Origin of the sequence: Pseudomonas sp. Mn2068, from assembly GCF_049319725.1 — a bacterium.
In the GTDB taxonomy this organism is placed as follows: Bacteria; Pseudomonadota; Gammaproteobacteria; order Pseudomonadales; family Pseudomonadaceae; genus Aquipseudomonas; species Aquipseudomonas gingeri.
This window is the reverse complement of record NZ_JBMOUG010000004.1, coordinates 444,363-462,291: the sequence shown is the minus strand read 5'-3', so window position 1 is coordinate 462,291 and position 17,929 is coordinate 444,363. Positions and strand designations below refer to the sequence as shown.

Here is a 17,929-nt window from a genome sequence, read left to right as displayed (position 1 = left end):
CCTTAGCGGCTGATGGGAGTCAGGCGAATCAAATGAATCCGACGGCTGTCGGCATTCAGGATGCGGAAACGATACGCGCCGATTTCGGTGATTTCATTACGCTTGGGCAGATGCCCGAACGCACTCATCACCAGCCCGCCGACAGTGTCGAACTCGTCATCGGAGAATTCGCTGTCGAAGAACTCATTGAAGTTCTCGATCGGCGTCAGCGCCTTGATCAGGAAGTCGCCGCTGGGCAATGGCTTGATGTAGCTGTCTTCCTCGACATCGTGCTCGTCTTCGATATCGCCGACGATCTGTTCCAGCACGTCCTCGATGGTCACCAGGCCCGCCACGCCGCCGTATTCGTCGATGACGATGGCCATGTGGTTGTGGTTGGCGCGGAACTCGCGCAGCAGGACGTTCAGGCGCTTGGACTCGGGGACGAAGGTCGCCGGCCGCAGCAGGTCCTTGATGTTGAAGCCGTCGCCGTTCTCCTGGAGGATCAGCGGCAGCAGGTCCTTGGCCAGCAGGACGCCCATGACGTCGTCGTGGCTTTCACCGATCACCGGATAGCGCGAGTGCGCCGCGTCGATCACGGCAGGGAGGAATTCCCGGGGTGTCTGGGTCGCCTTGATGCTGATCATCTGCGAACGCGGGACCATGATGTCCCGTACCTGCAGGTCGGCAACCTGGATGGCGCCCTCGACGATGGCCAGCGCTTCGCTGTCCAGCAACTTGTTCTGGTGGGCTTCGCGCAGCAGCTCCAGCAACTCCTGGCGGTTTTTCGGCTCATGGGCAAAAGCCTGGGTCAGTTTACCCAGCCAGGACTTCTGCCCGTTGCTCGATCGGTCTTCGCTCATAGCGATTTACTCGTTTCCCTTGGTTGTTGAGTGATCAGTTTTCGTCATCGATATACGGGTCGGGATGACCCAGTTCAGCAAGCAACTCTCGTTCCAGTGCTTCCATTTCCTCGGCTTCCTCGTCATCGATATGGTCGTAACCCAATAGATGCAGGCAGCCGTGAATGACCAGATGGGCCCAGTGCGCGTCCAGTGCCTTGCCTTGTTCGGCCGCCTCGCGGGCGACCACCGGTACGCAGATCACTAGGTCTCCCAGCAAGGGGATATCCAGCAGTTCGTCCGGCACATCGGCGGGGAAGGACAACACGTTGGTCGCGTAGTCCTTCTGTCGCCAGGTATGGTTGAGTTCGCGGCCTTCGGCTTCGTCCACCAGGCGGATGGTCAGTTCCGAGTCGGCGCTGCGCTGGCGCAGGGCCAGTTCGCACCAGGTACGGAAGTCCGCTTCGCTCGGGGCTGGTGCTTCACTGGCCAGTTGCAGGTCGAGTTCAAGCATCGCGACGGCTGTCCTTCGATGCAGACGGTTCGACCGGGCGATTCTCGAAGCGCTCGTAGGCTTCGACGATGCGCTGCACCAGCGGATGGCGGACCACGTCCTTGGGCTGGAAGTGGGTGAAGCTGATGCCCGGTACGTCTTTGAGCACTTCGATGACATGGGCCAGGCCGGACTTGGTGCCCTTGGGCAGGTCGACCTGGGTGATGTCACCGGTGATGACGGCGGTGGAGCCGAAGCCGATCCGCGTCAGGAACATCTTCATCTGTTCGACGGTGGTGTTCTGGCTTTCGTCGAGGATGATGAAGCTGTTGTTCAGCGTGCGCCCGCGCATGTAGGCGAGCGGGGCGATCTCGATCACCTGGCGCTCGATCAGCTTGGCCACGTATTCGAAGCCGAGCATCTCGTACAGCGCATCGTAGAGCGGGCGCAGGTACGGGTCGATCTTCTGGGCCAGGTCGCCGGGCAGGAAGCCGAGTTTTTCCCCGGCTTCGACCGCCGGGCGCACCAGCAGGATGCGTCGCACCTGCTCGCGCTCCAGGGCGTCCACCGCGCAGGCCACGGCCAGGTAGGTCTTGCCGGTGCCCGCCGGGCCGATACCGAAGTTGATATCGTTGGCCAGGACTTCCTTGACGTAGCGCTGCTGGTTGATGCCGCGGGGGCGGATCATGCCTTTCTTGGTGCGCAGGGCCACGGCGGCTTCGGCCACCGGGTTGCTGTTCAGGTCTTCGACGGCCGACTCCTGCAGGAACAGGTGCACCATGTCCGGAGACAGCTCGGTACCCTTGGTTTCCCGGTACAGGCGGCGCAGCAGGTTTTCTGCGGAAGTGGTGAGCTTGGGTTCGCCGATCAGTTCGAACTGATTGCCGCGGTTGCGGATCTCGATCGTCAGGCGCTGTTCGATCAAGCGCAAATGCTCGTCGAATTGCCCGCACAGATTGGCGAAGCGGCGAGCCTCGAAAGGCTCGAGAATGAAACGATGGGGTTCTATGGGTGCGTTCAAGGTTGTTTTTAGCCGCCCGACGGCAATGGATATGGATTCAAGGATAACGCTAGCAGCCTGGGGGTGAAAGCGCTCATTGCAGCATCGAGCCGCGGAGCGAATGTGGCTGTGCTGCGTCGATATGGACGTCGACGAACTGGCCGATCAGTTGCGGATTGTCGCAGCGGAAGTTGACGATACGGTTATTCTCGGTCCGCCCCTGCAGTTCGCCGGGGTCCTTTTTCGAGTAATCGGTCACCAGGATGCGCTGGGTCGAGCCGACCATTTGTCGGCTGATCTCGAAACCCTGCTGGTTCAGGCGGTGCTGCAGGGCATTGAGGCGCTGCTTTTTCAGCTCTTCCGGGGTGTCGTCCGGCAGGTCCGCGGCGGGGGTGCCCGGACGCTGGCTGTAGACGAACGAATAGGAGAAGTCGAAGCCGACGTCTTCGATCAGCTTCATGGTCTGCTGGAAGTCCTTCTCGGTTTCGCCCGGGAAGCCGACGATAAAGTCCGAACTGATGCAGATTCCCGGCACCGCGGCCCGCAGCTTGCGTAGCTTGGACTTGTATTCCAGCGCGGTGTGGTTGCGTTTCATCGCCGCGAGAATCCGGTCCGAGCCCGATTGCACCGGCAGATGCAGGTGCTTGACCAGCTCGGGCACCTCGGCATGGGCCTGGATCAGGCTGTCGGAGAACTCCAGCGGGTGCGAGGTAGTGTAGCGGATGCGCTCGATGCCCTCGACGGCGGCGACCACCCGGATCAGTTCCGCCAGGTCGGCCAGGCGCCCGTCGTGGGTGCTGCCGCGATAGCCGTTGACGTTCTGTCCCAGCAGGGTCACTTCACGTACGCCGTTCTCGGCCAGGTGGATGATTTCGGCGATCACGTCGTCGAACGGCCGGCTGACCTCTTCACCGCGGGTGTAGGGCACCACGCAGAAGGTGCAGTACTTGCTGCAGCCTTCCATGACTGACACATAGGCACTGGGGCCATCGATGCGTGGCTCGGGCAGATGGTCGAACTTTTCGATTTCCGGGAACGAGACATCCACCTGCGGCAGTCTGGTCAGGCGCGCGGCATCGATCATTTCAGGCAGGCGGTGCAGGGTCTGCGGGCCGAAGACCACGTCGACATAGGGCGCGCGGTCGCGGATCGCCGCGCCTTCCTGGCTGGCGACGCAGCCGCCGACGGCGATCACCATCTCCGGGTTCGCCAGTTTCAGCTCGCGCCAGCGGCCCAGCTGGGAGTAGACCCGGTCCTGGGCGCGTTCGCGGATCGAGCAGGTGTTGAGCAGGATGACGTCCGCGTCTTCGGCGCGAGCGGTGACTTCCAGGGCCTGATGTTCGCCCAGCAGATCGACCATGCGCGAGCTGTCGTACTCGTTCATCTGGCAACCGTGGGTTTCGATATAAAGCTTCTTGGCCATGGGGTTTCATCAAGTGATTCAAAGAACCGCGCATTATAAGGGTCATCGCGGTCGCTTCCTAGCATTGTGCGTCCGGCGGCTATGCTATAGTTCGCGCCCTCTTTTATATCCCCGATGTGTTGCCCGCCCACCATGACCAAACGTGAAGCCCCGATCTACAAGGTGATTTTCCTCAACCAGGGCCAGGTGTTCGAAATGTACGCCAAGCAGATCTATCAGAGCGATCTGTGGGGCTTCCTGGAAGTCGAAGAGTTCGTCTTCGGCGAGCGTACGCAACTGGTGGTCGACCCGGGCGAAGAAAAACTCAAGGCCCAGTTCGAAGGCGTGGTGCGCAGTTTCGTGCCGATGCATTCGATCGTGCGGATCGACGAGGTCGAGCGCCTGGGCACGCCAAAGATCAGCGAGGCGCGGGGCATGAGCAATGTCATGCCGTTTCCGATGCCGATGCCCGAGAAATAAGCCATTTCCTGCACCGACACCGATATCTGTAGGAGCCGGCTTGCCGGCGATTGCGGTCTATCAGCCTGCATCGTTGTCGACTGACACACCGCCATCGCCAGCAAGCCGGCTCCTACAGGGGAATGGATTCAGGGAAGCGGTGAGAAGGGCGTGCGCCCGTCAGCCGTCTGCAGTTCCAGCAGGTACTTGCGGAAAATCTGTCCCAGTACCTGGGTCGCCATCTCCAGTTCGTCCCGCGGCATCTGCGCGGCGACTTCGTCCGCGGTGTCCAGCGCGTCCTCGGCGCCATTGACCGCCGCCATCTTCAGCACGATATAAGCCTGGACATTGTTGGCCGGCACGCCTTCGCCCTTGTAGAACATGGTGCCGAGCTGGAATTGCGCCTGGGCGTGGCCCTGCAGCGAAGCCTGTTCGAAGAGGTTCAGGGCCTTGTTGAGGTCGCGCGGCGCATTCTTGCCGTCGTAATAGAACTCGCCCAACTCGTATTGCGCCTCCGCATCACCACCCTTGGCCGCCTGTTCGCAGGCTGTCAGGGCCTCGGCGAGATCCTGCGGCTGGGTATTGAGGGTGCAGCGACCCATCGCCGGGATCAACAACGAGTTACCGCCTGCATGTGCCAGCAGCGGCTGAAGGAGCAACAGGCAGCCCAGTGAAAGGGCGCGGCCGGTGCGGTTCATGGGAATCGACGTACCTCTGAAGGGCGGGCGTACCCGGCCAGGGGATGTATATGGCGCGCATTATGAAATAAGCGGGGGCCACCTTACAAAGTCTTTACTCGTTTTTCTGCTGCGCGGGCGTTATATCGCCTTGTTTTGCAAGTAATGGGTTAGATGACGGGAAGAAACGAAGGAAGTTTAGGTGGGAAAAGCGACGCCGGCTGAAACCGGCGTCGGATCTGTCACTTGTTTCAGGGTTTATTTCAGTGCGGCGAAGGCGCGTTCAGCGGCATCCAGGGTCAGTTTCAGTTCGGTTTCGCCGTGGGCGATCGAGGTGAAACCGGCTTCGAAGGCACTGGGCGCCAGGTAGACGCCGCCGTCGAGCATCAGGTGGAAGAAGCGCTTGAAGCGCTCCGCATCGCTGGCCATCACGTCGTCGAAGGTGACGATGTCGTCGGCACCGCTGAAATACAGGCCGAACATGCCACCGGCCTGGGTGGTGACGAACGGGATACCGGCCGCGTCGGCGCGCTGTTGCAGGCCATCGAGCAGGCGCGTGGTGTAGTCGGTCAGTTCGGCATGGAAGCCCGGACGGCTGATCAGGCGCAGGGTGGTCAGGCCGGCGGCCATGGCCAGCGGGTTGCCGGACAGGGTGCCGGCCTGGTAGACCGGGCCCAGCGGCGCGATGCAGGACATGATCTCGCGCTTGCCGCCGAAGCAGCCGACGGGCATGCCGCCACCAATGATCTTGCCGAAAGTGCTCAGGTCCGGGGTCACGCCGTAATGGGCCTGGGCACCGCCGAGGGCGACGCGGAAGCCGGTCATCACCTCGTCGAAGATCAGCACCACGCCGTGCTGGTCGCACAGGCTGCGCAGGCCTTCGAGGAAGCCCGGGGCCGGCGGCACGCAGTTCATGTTGCCGGCCACCGGCTCGACGATGATGCAGGCCACTTCCTGGCCGACTTCGCCGAGCATCTTGGCCACGGCGTCGATGTCGTTGAACGGCAGTGTCAGGGTGTGTTTGGCGAAAGCCGCCGGCACGCCGGCCGAGCTCGGTACGCCCTGGGTCAGGGCGCCGGAGCCGGCCTTGACCAGCAGGCTGTCGGAGTGACCGTGGTAGCAGCCTTCGAACTTGATGATGCTGTCGCGGCCGGTAAAACCACGGGCCAGGCGGATGGCGCTCATGGTCGCCTCGGTGCCGGAGCTGACCATGCGGACCATTTCCATCGACGGTACGATCGAGCAGACCAGGTCGGCCATCTCGGTTTCCATGGCGGTCGGCGCGCCGTAGGACAAGCCGTGCTCAAGCTGGAGGCGCACCGCGTCCAGCACGTCCGGATGGCTGTGGCCGAGAATCATCGGGCCCCACGAGCCGACGTAGTCGACATAACGCTTGTCGTCTTCGTCGGTGACATAGGCCCCTTCGGCATGCTTGAAGAACAGCGGGGTGCCGCCGACGCTCTTGAACGCGCGAACGGGCGAGTTCACGCCACCGGGGATATGTTTCTGGGCATTGGCAAACAGCGTTTCGGAACGAGACATGGTCGGGCTCTCAAAAATCATGAAGTGAAGAGGGCATTGAAGGCGCGGGCGCGGCGCGTCACTTCCTGGGCGTTGTCGGCGCCGAACAGGCCGTGGATCACCGCCAGCAGGTCGGCGCCGTGGGCGACCAGCGGCGCGGCGTTGTCCAGCGTGATACCACCGATCACGCAGATCGGCAGGTGCAGCGCCGGGCGGGCCCGTTCGAGCAGGGCGATATCCGCTGCCGGGGCGCCGGGCTTGGTGTTCGAATTGAAGAAGCGTCCGAAGGCGACGTAGCTGGCGCCTTCCCTGGCGGCCTGCTCGGCCAGTTCCAGCTGCGCGTGGCAGGTGGAGCCGATGATGGCCTTGCTGCCGAGCAAGGCGCGGGCGGGCGTCAGCGGGCCGTCGGTCTGGCCCAGGTGGACGCCCACCCCGAGGCGTGCGGCGAGCTCGGCGTCATCGTTGATGATCAGCCGGGTCTTGTAGCGCTCGCAGAGTTTCAGCAACGCCTCGGCCTCGCGCAGGCGGCGGGCGTCGTCGGCGCTCTTGTCGCGGTACTGCAGCAGGGTCACGCCGCCTTCCAGCGCGGCTTCCACGTAGGACAGGAACTTGCCGGCCAGCAACTGGCTATCGGTGATGGCGTACAGGCCACGTAGTTTCATCGGTTCGGCCTCGAAGCGTTACGAACACAGGGTTTCCAGCACGGGTTTCCCGGTACTGGAAGTTGCCCGCGGTTACGAGCAGAAATCCAGCGGCAGACGGCGCGGCACAAATTGTCCCTGGCCGAGCTGTTCGGCGTCGCGCAGGGTGCGCCATGTGTAATTCAACGCCGATTGCACCGCGCTGACCAGGTTTTCACCGAGGGCCAGACGGCCGGCGAGGGCGCTCGCCAGGGTGCAGCCGGAGCCGTGGTAATTGCCGGGCAGGCGCTGGCACTTGAAGGTCTGGCGGGTGCCGTCGCGACTGTACAGGCGGTTGTGGATTTCTTCTTCATCGCCGTGGCCGCCGGTGATCAGCAGGTGTTGGCAGAACGGCAGGAGTTTTTCCGCGCATTCGTCGGCGGTGCCTTCGGGCAATTCGGCCAGGATGCGCGCTTCGGGAAGGTTGGGGGTGGCGATCGTCGCCAGTGGCAGCAGCTGTTCGCGCATGGCGTAGCCAACCTCGTCCTTGCCCAGGCGACCACCGCCGCCAGCGCGCAGGACCGGGTCGCAGACCAGCGGCAGGTGCGGGTGCGCCTTGAGCAGTCCGACCACGGTGTCGACCATTTCCAGGGACCCGAGCATGCCCAGCTTGACCGCCGCGACCGTCGAATCCTCGAACACGGCGTTGGCCTGGGCCAGTACCCACTCGCGATCGAGCACGCGGAAATCGCGGACATTGACCGTATTCTGCACGGTCAGCGCGGTGACAGCGGGAGCTGCATGACAGCCCTGGGCGAGCAGGGCTTCGATATCTGCCTGGAGGCCGGCGCCACCACTGGGATCATGGCCGGAGAGACAGAGGACAACGGGACGAGAGCTGTAGATATTCATGGTGCGCGAGCTTACCACCAAACGCCTTCTTCGGAATCTTCCGCGCAACGGGCTGTTCGATTCCTGAAGCTTTGTCCGTTGCGGCCGATAGATGCTACTCACGAATGCGATTCGATCGCTGAAAAGCCCGTTCTAGAGCCTTTGGATAAAATGTTTCAATGGTGTGCTTTAGCCATTATTGGCTATGCTAGAGTGGATCCAAACGAATAACAGGTCATGCGGTTTCACGTCGTCTCAAAGGGAAGGGGGGCTCCTGACGCGACCAGACTGGCCATGCTGGGGCTGTATGCGCTATTTGCTGATGATGTTGTTGAGCTGTCTGCCGCTGATGGCGAGCGCAGTCGAGTTTGATGAATCCACTCAGAGCCTGCCCCTGGGCCGGATCATGCAGGTGTTCGAGGACGTGAGCGGCCAGGCCGATATCGCGGATATCAGCGCGCCTGCCAAGGCTGGCCAGTTCCGTCGCCATGACAAGGATGCGCTCAACGCGGGCTACTCGCGATCGGCGTTCTGGCTCAAGGTCGACCTGAGCTACAAGCCGAAACATCCCGACGCACGGCGCACCTGGCTGCTGGAAATGGCTTATCCGCCGATGGACCACATCGACCTTTATCTGCCGGACGCCGGCGGCGAGTACCGCCTGGCCCAGCGTACGGGCGATGAGTTGCCTTTCGCCAGCCGACCGATCAGGCAGAACAACTACCTGTTCGAACTCGACTTTGCCCCCGGCGAAAGCAAGACCGTCTACCTGCGGCTGCAAACCGAGGGCTCGGTCCAGGCGCCGCTGAGCCTGTGGTCGAGCCAGGCCTACCTGGAAGAACAGCCGGTGCGCCTGTATGTGCTCGGGCTGATCTATGGCGTGCTGCTGGGGATGCTGGTCTACAACCTGTTCATCTACCTCAGCGTGCGCGACACCAGCTACCTGTACTACATCTTCTATATCGCCTCGTTCGGCTTCTACCAGTTGTCGGTCAACGGTGCGGCGGTACAGTATTTCTGGCCGAACAATCCCTGGTGGGCCAACGCCGCGACACCCTTCCTGATCGGTTCCGCGGGGTTCTTCGGCTGCCAGTTCGCCCGCAGCTTCCTGCACACGGCGGCCCACAGCCGCTGGCTGGACCGCCTGCTGTTGCTACTGATGGCCTTCGGTGCGGTGGTCATGGCCCTGTCGCTGATGACCAGCTATGCCCTGGCCTTGCGCCTGGCGACCGCCCTGGCCCTGGCCTTCACCGTGACCATCTTCTACGCCGGGATCAGTGCCTGGTATTGCGGCCAGCGGGTGGCGCGCTACTTCATCATCGCCTGGTCGGCGTTCCTCCTGGGCGGGCTGGTCAACACCCTGATGGTGCTCGGCTACCTGCCGAACATGTTCCTGACCATGTACGCCAGCCAGATCGGTTCGGCCCTGGAGGTCGGCCTGCTGTCCCTGGCCCTGGCCGACCGGATCAATGCCATGCGCGAGCAGCAGGCCCAGACCTTGCTGGAGTCCGGGCAGAAGCTGGAAGTGCTGAACCAGGAACTGGCCAACAGCAACCGCCTGAAGGACGAATTCCTGGCCACCGTCACCCACGAGCTGCGCACGCCGATGAACGGTGTGATCGGCTCGCTGGAACTGATGCAGACCGTGGCGCTGGACCCCGAGCTGGAGCAGTACCAGCAGACCGCCGCCGGTTCGGCACGGGACATGATGCGCATGGTCAACGGCATCCTTACCCTGACCGAGTTGCAGGCCGGGCGTCTCAAGGTCTACCCGCAGACTTTCAGCCTGCGCGGGCTGCTGGAGGGGTTGCAGGAGCAGTTCGCCGGCAATGTACTGAACAAGGGGCTGCACTTTGCCGTCGAGGTGGCCGACGAGTTGCCCGACAGCCTCCACGGCGACGCGACGAAGATCGCCCAATGCCTGGAATGCCTGGTGGACAACGCCATCAAGTTCACCCGTGAAGGCGGGCTGGTGCTGCGGGTGATCGGTCATTCGCCGCAGCCCGGGCAATTGACCCTGTCCTTTGCCGTGATCGACAGTGGCATCGGCTTTACCGACCTGGACGAGGCCACGCTGTACCAGCGTTTCTTCCAGCTCGACGGCTCGATGACCCGTGAATATGGCGGTCTGGGCATCGGTCTGGCGATCTGCCGGCAGTTGATCGAATTGCTCGGCGGGCGCCTGACCCATCAATCGGAACCGGGAATGGGCAGCCGTTTCCAGATCGAGGTCGATGTCGAGGTGCTGAGCCCACGCGTCAACCGGTCCGCCACCTCGACGCCACGCAGTCCGCATGACTGCACCGTGTTGCTGGTGGACGGCAACGATATCAGCCAGCTGGTCGTGCGCGGGATGCTGCTCAAGCTCGGCTATCGCGTGCTGACGGCCAGCAATCCGCGGGCTGCGATCGACAGGCTGCGGGCCGAGACGGTGGATGCCTTGCTGCTCGATTGTTCCGCCGACCAGGCGGGCGAGACGATTCTGTGCGGTCAGTTGCGCAGCCTGCCCGGCTGCGCGGAGTTGCCGATCCTGGCTCTGACCAGTCTGCTCAATGGCGTGGAGCGCGAGCGCTGCCTGGCCGCCGGGATTACCGACTACCTGCACAAACCGGTACGTTTCGAAGAGTTGCAAAGCCTGCTGGCGCGTCGTCTGCTGAATCAGACAGAGGGTGAAAGCGCCGACATTTAGGCGCATATGTCACTTTTTTCCCGGAGGTGTGCGTGATTCACTGGGGTTCCTGGCAACTTCCCATAGGAGCCCGATAGCATGAACCTCCATCAGTACGCCGAAACCCACGAAGTCACCAACCAGCCGCCGTCGCTGGATGGCACCAATCTCTACCGCATCGACCTGCCGCTGCAGGAGTGGTCGCAACGGTTCGGCGCCGGCTGGGCGCAGGCGCGCATCGACCGCTACGGTGCGCTGGCCGGCGGGCCGCTGATGGAGGCGGGGTTCCTGGCCAACCAGAACAAACCGGTGTTCGTCAGCCATGACCGCTATGGCCATCGCCAGGACCTGGTGGAGTTTCACCCGGCCTACCATGAGCTGATGCGTACCGCGATCGAGCATGGCTTGCCATCATTGCCCTGGACCGATCCCCGGGACGGCGCCCATGTCGCCCGTGCCGCCATGACCTACCTGCACAGCCAGGCCGAAGCCGGTACCGGTTGTCCGCTGACCATGACCTTTGCCTGCGTGCCGGCGCTGAAACTGCAGGCGGATCTCGCCGGACAGTGGCTGCCGAGCATCCTCAGCACCGAATACGATCCGCGCAATATAGGCATCGCCCACAAGCGCGGTGCCACCATTGGCATGGCGATGACCGAGAAACAGGGCGGCACCGACGTCCGCGCCAACACCACCAGGGCCTATCCGGTGGGGGCTGGCGGTCCCGGCCAGGCCTATGAACTGGTGGGCCACAAATGGTTCTGCTCGGCGCCGATGTGTGATGCCTTCCTGACCCTGGCCCAGACCGACAAGGGCCTGACCTGCTTCCTGCTGCCCCGGCACCGTCCCGATGACAGTCGCAACCAGTTCTATATCCAGCGCCTGAAAAACAAACTGGGCAACTGCTCCAATGCTTCGAGCGAAGTGGAGTTTCGCGGCGCCCTGGCCTGGATGATCGGCGAAGAGGGACGCGGCGTGCCGACCATCATCGAGATGGTGGCGATGACCCGCTTCGATTGCATGGTCGGTTCCAGCGCCTTGATGCGCCAGGCGCTGACCCAGGCCAGCCATCATTGCGCCCACCGCCTGGTGGGCGGACGGGTGCTCGGCGAACAACCGTTGATGCAGAACGTGCTGGCGGATCTGGCGCTGGAGAGCGAGGCCGCCCTGGCCTTGAGCCTGCGCATGGGCCGGGCGCTGGATCGGCTGGGGGACGAGCATGAAGCCAAGTTCGCCCGGCTGGTCACGGCCGTGGGCAAATACTGGATCTGCAAGCGTGCGCCGGCGATGATCAACGAGGCGGCCGAATGCATGGGCGGTGCCGGTTATGTGGAAGACAGCATCCTGCCGCGGCTGTACCGCGAAGCACCGGTCAACTCGACCTGGGAAGGTTCGGGCAATGTGCAGTGCCTGGATGTGCTGCGGTCGCTGTCGAAAGAACCGGGCGTGCTGGAAGTGCTGTTCAGCGAGTTGGGCGACGGCCACGGCGACAAGCACCTGGCCCGGCATATCGAGCACCTGAAGCTGGCGTTTACCGACACCCATGACATTCAGTACCGCGCCCGGCAGTTGACCGAGGACATTGCCCTGGCCCTGCAGGCCAAGCTGCTGCTGGAAGCGGGCAACTCGGCGGTCAGCGACGGCTTTATCGCCAGTCGTCTGGGTACCGGCGGGCGGGTCTACGGCACTTTGCCACGTGGGGTGAATGTCGAGGCCATCGTCGCTCGTTCGACGCCGCAGGGGTTCTGATGTGGTCGGTTTGGGTAAGGTCTTGCTTGCAATAGCTGTGGGGCGACCGAGCATTCACAGCTATAGCGAGTAAGCTATTGCATATTCAATTTGTTGAGTTGAAAAAGCAGATTCGAGTTCGGTTGTGACAGTAGACTCAATAGAGTGCGGTAGTCAGCTTTTGATTGCATTGAGTATATCGCGCACCGCGTCAGCAGCCTTGTCGAGCACGGCTTCCTCGCTAAGGTCGGTAGTGTCAATTTTTACACAGTTGATCAAGTGGCATCGTTCATAGCTAGACCGAACGCGATTCTGATAGGCAATGAAACTGTTAAGCCGGTTTTCGTCTCCCCCATCGTAAGCTCCACTTTCGCCAGGACGAAAAGAAATCTTCCGTTTCGCAGCAATAACGGGATCAACATCCAGGAATATCACGGCATCAGGCTTTCTAATCGTTGCGAATACCGCTGCAGCTTCGTCAGCTATATTTGTATCCTTAAGTAGGAAGCGAGCAAGATATTTATAGTACCACCCGTCGATAATGCAACTTTTTCCTGCTTTCAGTAGTGGCCTGATAGCGGCATGATCCGTGGCTTGAAACCAGGCAGTTATCAGATTCAGCCAGTGCCTGTCGCCTAATTGCTCCAAGGGAGCGTTGTCTGGGTAATCCCAAAGTATTTCACGCATTCGGGCCATATGGAATTCGGTGTATCCAGAGGCTACCGGAGGGCTGTTTTTATCAATAAACCTTAGACTGGGGTTGCTTTCACAAATTCTGTCATAGGTCGCCCTTGCTATCGTAGACTTTCCGGCCCCATCAGTGCCTTCAAATGCGATTAACACTGAACGTTCAGTTGAGAAGCTCATGAAAAACCTCCTAAATAGGCTTCCGTATCTAAAGAATTTCTTCCGCTTCCCTCGATTAGTGGCCGGAAGCCCTCTCTTTGATATATTTCCGACATTTTCTTTCCAAGCGATCTTAGAAAGTCTAAAGAAGGTCTTGGTTTTTTTGAGTACTGCGATCCTGCATCAGGGTGAAATACCGCGACAGCCGGAACTACTCCCATGTTCCCAAAATACTCGATACCCTCGATAATCGATTCTAAGGGTTCCATTCCAGCAACAAAGCCAACATACACATTGCCGCGCCCTAGGGTCTCGACTGCTGCCTCGAAGGCGGCGAAAAAACGTTCGCGTGTATAATCTTTGGATTTTCCTGGGCATACCTCGGAGAACAGCTTGGAGTTGAACACCTCTAAGCTCATGGACATGTTGTCGCCGAGACTTTTGAAACGATCAAAAAGGCGGAAATCTTTAGGGGGCATAGAGATTAAGTGGTATTCAAGATCGGTATTTTGGTTTATATTTTTTACCCGTGCCATTAAATCCATGTGTCTTGAGTATCCACGGTCATAATTTGGCGTGGTACCGCCATTAAACAATACCCTTTTGTATCGTCCGCTCTCTTCTCTGATCGCTAGGCTTACCGCCTCACCTGCCTGATCAGGTTTTATTCGCATTTTATGATCAGATAGATTCATTCTGGCGGATCCTAGAGAGCAAAATTTGCACTCGCGACCATTGTTGAAATAATAGCAGTGCCCTGGAGAAAAAATTCCGAGTGTTGAATTTCCGTAGACGGTCACATATTGCTCAAAAAGCTCCCCGCTACTCAAATATTTTCCGTAGGCTATAGGTCGCCTGGGAAACGTTATTTTTACGAAATTATTTTGGTTCTTGAGTACCGGTGTTCCGTTCTCTAAGTCTATGAAGATTGTTGAGGTCGGATTGTAGTTTGCAGCTGCAATAATCTGCCCATCTAAAATTATTTCTTGAGGGGTTCGAGCCCTTGAATTCAGGATGACGCTATCACCTGTTCCGTAGGCCCATCTTTTTTCAATGGATTCAGTCTGCTCTTTGTAGTGCTTTAAAAAGTCGTCGGTGAAGTTTACTCCGTTACAGAGAACCTCAAGCTTCAGTTTTACAGTGTCGGTTAACATGGAAATTTTCCTCGTCAAGTAATCCTATGTGATAATGTGTATAAGCTTATGAGATGACAAAGCGATCAGTGTTCCATAGTCTGAAATAGCAGCACTTGACGGAGGAAGGGCGAATCTCGGGGCTCCAGACGCATAAAATAACGAACCGCCAGCCTCTCTCAAAATCAATTCTGCTGCTGCAATATCACAACTGCGCTCATGCCCTGGCGTGTCTATATCAATAAAAGCATCAAGAGCTCCTGCCGCAATAAGGCAGATTTCCAGTGATGAGCATGAACAAACTCTAATCTTGTTGGATGCCCACATAAGATTTTCTATTTTTCTCTTTTTTTTACCTGTTCGAGGACGATGAAAGGCGATGCGCATATCCTCTATGCGACTAACTTTTCGAGTGTGCAGTCTTTTTAAAATAATAGGCGACTGAATGTAAGCGCCTTCGCCTGAGGCGGCGGAATATACTAAATCTCTTGAAATGTCATACACCCAGCCAAATGCATAGGCATCGTTATGGTAGAGTGCAACGCTGGATGTAAATGCTGGAAAACCCAAGATTGCATTATGTGTGCCGTCTAGAGGATCAATGAGTAGGTGAAAATCTCCAGTTTTGCCGAAATTTAGTGCTGACTCGTTGTCTTCAGAAAAGGCTGTGATGTTCAAGCCTGTACCGGCGATGCAGTCAAAGATGATACGTTGGCACTCCAAATCATAAGGGGTCATTGAATGACCTAGGTCCTGATTTTCTTTCGTATCTGGCAAGCAGGATAAGACTCCCGCCCAATAACGACGAAGTTCTTTTCTGGCCTCATACAGACCTTTTTCTAATTCGGCGATTTTTTCACATTTGAATAAAGGTCTCATATGGTTTGATCCACTATAAGCTGCATGTGCCAAAGATCTCTATCTAGCTGTGAGGTGTATGCTCGGACATCGAATAGCTTACCGGCGTAAACTGCATAATCGGCACCCATAAACGCACTAAATGATTTTGGAAATAGCGCTACTGTTTTGATTTCTACTGAATATTCGTATTTTTTTCTAATGGTGTTGGCTGCTTGCCTAAGGCTACCGCCGGTATAGGCCTTGTCTATAATTAGCCATGGGTCGCGGGATGAAGTCGGTGTGGGGAATATATCTTGAAACTCGATATTTTTATTGAGCAGGCTTGAGTCGTTTTGTCGATGTATTTCTAAGAAAAATACGTTCTGGTCCCCCGTTGCAGCCATGTATCCTAGCGCCAGAGGCAGGCCTGCTGATAACAGGAAAAGTTTGTTTTTTGATAGGTTTTCAATTTGATGCCAGATTTCGTGGTCTTCGTATATATACCTTGTGTTGAATATGCTGTTGCTTTCCAGTTGTTCATGAGATACGTATTGGCTGTAAAAAATACAGAGCCTGTTGTGAAAGTCTAAGGTGTTTGAATCGGCATTTGTGAGCAACCTGTTTTTGGCTACGCCTCTACTGGGCTTTTTTGTAGTGATAGGGAGGAAGCTGCTTTGAACGTGGCTAAAGGCTTCACTGATTAGTGAGTTTTTTATAATTGTAAGAGCCGACTTGGAAGGGCCGGAAATGGCTATTTCAGGTGACAAACCATTCCCTTCGACTCTGCCTATTCCTCCTCGCCCTTCTATTTTTCGAGTGCTTAAATTCAAGTGCTCCCAGATTTTTACAATATCATCGCAATGCATGCCGTTATAAATTGGGTCGAGGTTGCTTAGATCGCAAATCATCTCTTCGGGGTGGCGAAGTTCGAAAGAAGCTCGTTGGAGGTGGCATCCGTCTCGTATGGCATTGCGGTAAGCATAATAGTCACTCGTTTGGATTCCACTCAATGTTCTCCAGCCATGATGCTCGCTAATTATGGTTATCAGATTCGTGCGCTGATCAGGCAGGCAAGGTGAAAAGCTAGCATGACCCATCTTTTGCTCCTTGATAGGATTTGCAATATAAAAATCATCAAAATTAATAATTAAGAGATAGGTGTACAATAGAGGCGGCGTTTGCATGCTCGTTCAGTTGGAAATGAATTGACTACCGGAACGGTTTTTAGTCCCACTCTTTGAGAAGGGTCGTCAGTGATGGCGTGTCTTTTGCCGCGAAGTATTTTTTTCTGAAGTGGTACTCGCATTTCGATATTTTGTGTTGTGTCTGTTTTCGGCTATTGAACTCTTTATTCAATGCGGCAAGAGAATTTTGAGATGAGGGGTATAATTCTGATTTTTCTAGCAATTTTTCGATGGCTAAAAAAACCAGGTCCATGTAGTCCAGCGTGTCCTGGATGTACCTACGGCATTCCTCCTCCGTGACAGCACCTCTTCGGGCTAGTGAATAGAATTTTTCCTTGATGTCGTTGAAACCATCGATTCTAAAAATATTTGAATAAACCCACTTGTAGTGTTTGTTTGTTATTCCTGTTAAATAGGTGAAGCTCATTGTCGTCTTTAGCATCATGTCTCTTGCAATTTCGCATCCCATCCAGAGATTCCCCGACTGCCAGCAGCCTTGCACGTCCTGGAATGCGTAAAATACGGGGAGTTTTTCTCGATGTGCCACATAAATATGTTTCTCGATGGGGATTCTGGATTTTAACTCGCGAAATATTTCCTCGTTCTCTAATGCATGTCCTGTTAACGACCGGTGAATCACATTGTTCTCGGTATTTGATAGTACGGGCTCATATAGAAAACGTTGATCGTGAGCGACTTGTTCGTAGGTTTTTTCGATTTTTAGTATGAGAGTGTCAAGTTCGGCGAATGTTATGTAATCCGAATCAATGTGGATGCTGGTATCACCATAGAAATTCGTTGTGTTGTGAACGCCCTCGTTGCCGGTTATGTATCGATAATTGATGTCGGTGACCAGCGCGTGCTCGTTGGGTTCTACGTCACTTGCTTTAGGTCTTTTCTCGCATATAACAATGCAATCGATGTCGGAGTGAATTGTTCCAATGCCTTCAATGAGACTGCCTGAAATTACCAGGATGCTTGTGCTTTCCAGGATAACCTTGTCTCGCAAATATTTTTTTGGGATAGATATCTTTCCATCTAAAATGGAAACGCTGCCTTCGGATAGGCTTGATTTTGAGGTGTTGATGAGTGCTTTCGTTGTTTGAGGCTTCATTGTGCGAATACCTACTAGAAAGTTTGGTTGATCATCGTGTTGTGGTTTAACGCTAGCTCCAGAATAATTGTATTGTCAAAATTTTTACAAAATTTCAGAAGGTTCCTTAATGTATTAGGCGTAAGTTTTGAAGTTGGAGTGAATTTGTCGTTGGTTTCTGAAGGGATTTTCCTACGTGTTGTGCATTTTTTTGATTTAAAAATATGGAAAGAGAACTTCAAGGATGTTCAGGCCCAATACTGCACAGTAAGCGCCGGCTCGCTAGCAAGCCGGTTCTTATAGAGCGCGCTAAATTATCGGTCTTGAAGCATTTTTAAAGGCCGATGTAGTTTCTCGTCTAGTTCTGTGCCCGACAGCGCGGCGTCGAAAGGGGAGGGGGCTCCTGGAGGTACGGCGTTTCACCCTGAAAATGCTGCTACCAGACCCGACAGTAGGGCGTCGTGCTTTGACCCAGTGCGCAGGCATAGGCTGTGGTCTGATAAGCCACTGTTTCCGTCCGACGATGTTGCAGGCAAGATGAAGGTCTGCAACA

General features: G+C 57.1%; 16 protein-coding genes. 3 read left to right on the top strand and 13 right to left on the bottom strand.

Features of this window, described 5'->3' with window-relative positions; translation table 11 throughout:
- Positions 1-2 precede the first annotated feature (2 nt).
- The 4 genes from ACL9RJ_RS12815 to miaB all read right to left on the bottom strand — a co-directional run bounded on the left by ACL9RJ_RS12815 (position 3) and on the right by miaB (position 3,737).
- A complete protein-coding gene (locus tag ACL9RJ_RS12815; RefSeq protein WP_017123364.1) occupies positions 3-842 on the bottom strand; it encodes an HlyC/CorC family transporter in 840 nt (279 codons plus the stop codon).
- 34 nt (positions 843-876) lie between these two features.
- Complete coding sequence (gene ybeY, locus ACL9RJ_RS12810) at positions 877-1,335, bottom strand: rRNA maturation RNase YbeY (protein WP_017123365.1); 459 nt, start codon at positions 1,333-1,335, stop codon at positions 877-879.
- A complete protein-coding gene (locus tag ACL9RJ_RS12805; RefSeq protein ID WP_042934207.1) occupies positions 1,328-2,335 on the bottom strand; it encodes a PhoH family protein in 1,008 nt (335 codons plus the stop codon). Before ACL9RJ_RS12805 ends, ybeY begins: the two co-directional genes overlap by 8 nt.
- A gap of 73 nt (positions 2,336-2,408) precedes the next feature.
- Complete coding sequence (gene miaB, locus ACL9RJ_RS12800; RefSeq protein ID WP_017123367.1) at positions 2,409-3,737, bottom strand: tRNA (N6-isopentenyl adenosine(37)-C2)-methylthiotransferase MiaB; 1,329 nt, start codon at positions 3,735-3,737, stop codon at positions 2,409-2,411.
- Positions 3,738-3,869: 132 nt separating this feature from the next.
- On the opposite strand from miaB, the gene ACL9RJ_RS12795 reads away from it, so the two are divergent.
- Positions 3,870-4,196, top strand: coding sequence for a DUF1820 family protein (locus tag ACL9RJ_RS12795; RefSeq protein WP_003215457.1), 327 nt, complete (start codon positions 3,870-3,872; stop codon positions 4,194-4,196).
- 128 nt (positions 4,197-4,324) lie between these two features.
- Here the strand turns inward: ACL9RJ_RS12795 and ACL9RJ_RS12790 are convergent, their stop codons facing one another.
- The 4 genes from ACL9RJ_RS12790 to ACL9RJ_RS12775 form a co-directional block, all read right to left on the bottom strand.
- The gene (locus tag ACL9RJ_RS12790; RefSeq protein ID WP_017123368.1) at positions 4,325-4,873 is read right to left on the bottom strand and encodes a tetratricopeptide repeat protein; all 549 of its coding nucleotides are present in this window, start codon (positions 4,871-4,873) and stop codon (positions 4,325-4,327) included.
- Between the two features lie 237 nt (positions 4,874-5,110).
- Positions 5,111-6,394 carry a glutamate-1-semialdehyde 2,1-aminomutase gene (gene hemL / locus ACL9RJ_RS12785; protein ID WP_422765305.1) on the bottom strand — a complete coding sequence of 428 codons (1,284 nt, stop codon included), beginning with the start codon at positions 6,392-6,394 and terminating at the stop codon, positions 5,111-5,113.
- Between the two features lie 17 nt (positions 6,395-6,411).
- On the bottom strand, positions 6,412-7,035 hold the full coding sequence (gene thiE, locus ACL9RJ_RS12780; protein ID WP_017123370.1) for a thiamine phosphate synthase: 624 nt from the start codon (positions 7,033-7,035) through the stop codon (positions 6,412-6,414).
- A 72-nt stretch (positions 7,036-7,107) separates the two neighbouring features.
- Entirely contained in the window at positions 7,108-7,905 is a 798-nt protein-coding gene (locus ACL9RJ_RS12775; RefSeq protein WP_422765318.1) for a hydroxymethylpyrimidine/phosphomethylpyrimidine kinase, read from the bottom strand.
- A 286-nt stretch (positions 7,906-8,191) separates the two neighbouring features.
- Between ACL9RJ_RS12775 and ACL9RJ_RS12770 the strand changes: the two genes are divergently transcribed.
- Positions 8,192-10,573: a hybrid sensor histidine kinase/response regulator gene (locus ACL9RJ_RS12770; protein WP_422765304.1), complete on the top strand. Its 2,382-nt coding sequence runs from the start codon at positions 8,192-8,194 to the stop codon at positions 10,571-10,573.
- A gap of 78 nt (positions 10,574-10,651) precedes the next feature.
- Positions 10,652-12,301 (top strand): acyl-CoA dehydrogenase family protein, encoded by a 1,650-nt coding sequence (locus tag ACL9RJ_RS12765; RefSeq protein WP_177083964.1) that lies wholly within the window; start codon positions 10,652-10,654, stop codon positions 12,299-12,301.
- Positions 12,302-12,454: 153 nt separating this feature from the next.
- Here the strand turns inward: ACL9RJ_RS12765 and ACL9RJ_RS12760 are convergent, their stop codons facing one another.
- The 5 genes from ACL9RJ_RS12760 to ACL9RJ_RS12740 are packed head-to-tail and all read right to left on the bottom strand — an operon-like array spanning position 12,455 to position 17,397.
- Positions 12,455-13,147 carry a dTMP kinase gene (locus ACL9RJ_RS12760; protein WP_177107061.1) on the bottom strand — a complete coding sequence of 231 codons (693 nt, stop codon included), beginning with the start codon at positions 13,145-13,147 and terminating at the stop codon, positions 12,455-12,457.
- Complete coding sequence (locus ACL9RJ_RS12755) at positions 13,144-14,280, bottom strand: radical SAM protein (RefSeq protein ID WP_422765303.1); 1,137 nt, start codon at positions 14,278-14,280, stop codon at positions 13,144-13,146. The genes ACL9RJ_RS12760 and ACL9RJ_RS12755 overlap by 4 nt, the downstream gene beginning before the upstream one ends.
- 24 nt (positions 14,281-14,304) lie before the next feature.
- Positions 14,305-15,138, bottom strand: coding sequence for an inositol monophosphatase family protein (locus tag ACL9RJ_RS12750; RefSeq protein WP_177083970.1), 834 nt, complete (start codon positions 15,136-15,138; stop codon positions 14,305-14,307).
- A complete protein-coding gene (locus ACL9RJ_RS12745) occupies positions 15,135-16,283 on the bottom strand; it encodes a hypothetical protein (RefSeq protein WP_256347559.1) in 1,149 nt (382 codons plus the stop codon). The genes ACL9RJ_RS12750 and ACL9RJ_RS12745 overlap by 4 nt, the downstream gene beginning before the upstream one ends.
- A 40-nt stretch (positions 16,284-16,323) precedes the next feature.
- Complete coding sequence (locus tag ACL9RJ_RS12740) at positions 16,324-17,397, bottom strand: hypothetical protein (protein ID WP_177107059.1); 1,074 nt, start codon at positions 17,395-17,397, stop codon at positions 16,324-16,326.
- Between the last annotated feature and the right edge of the window lie 532 nt (positions 17,398-17,929).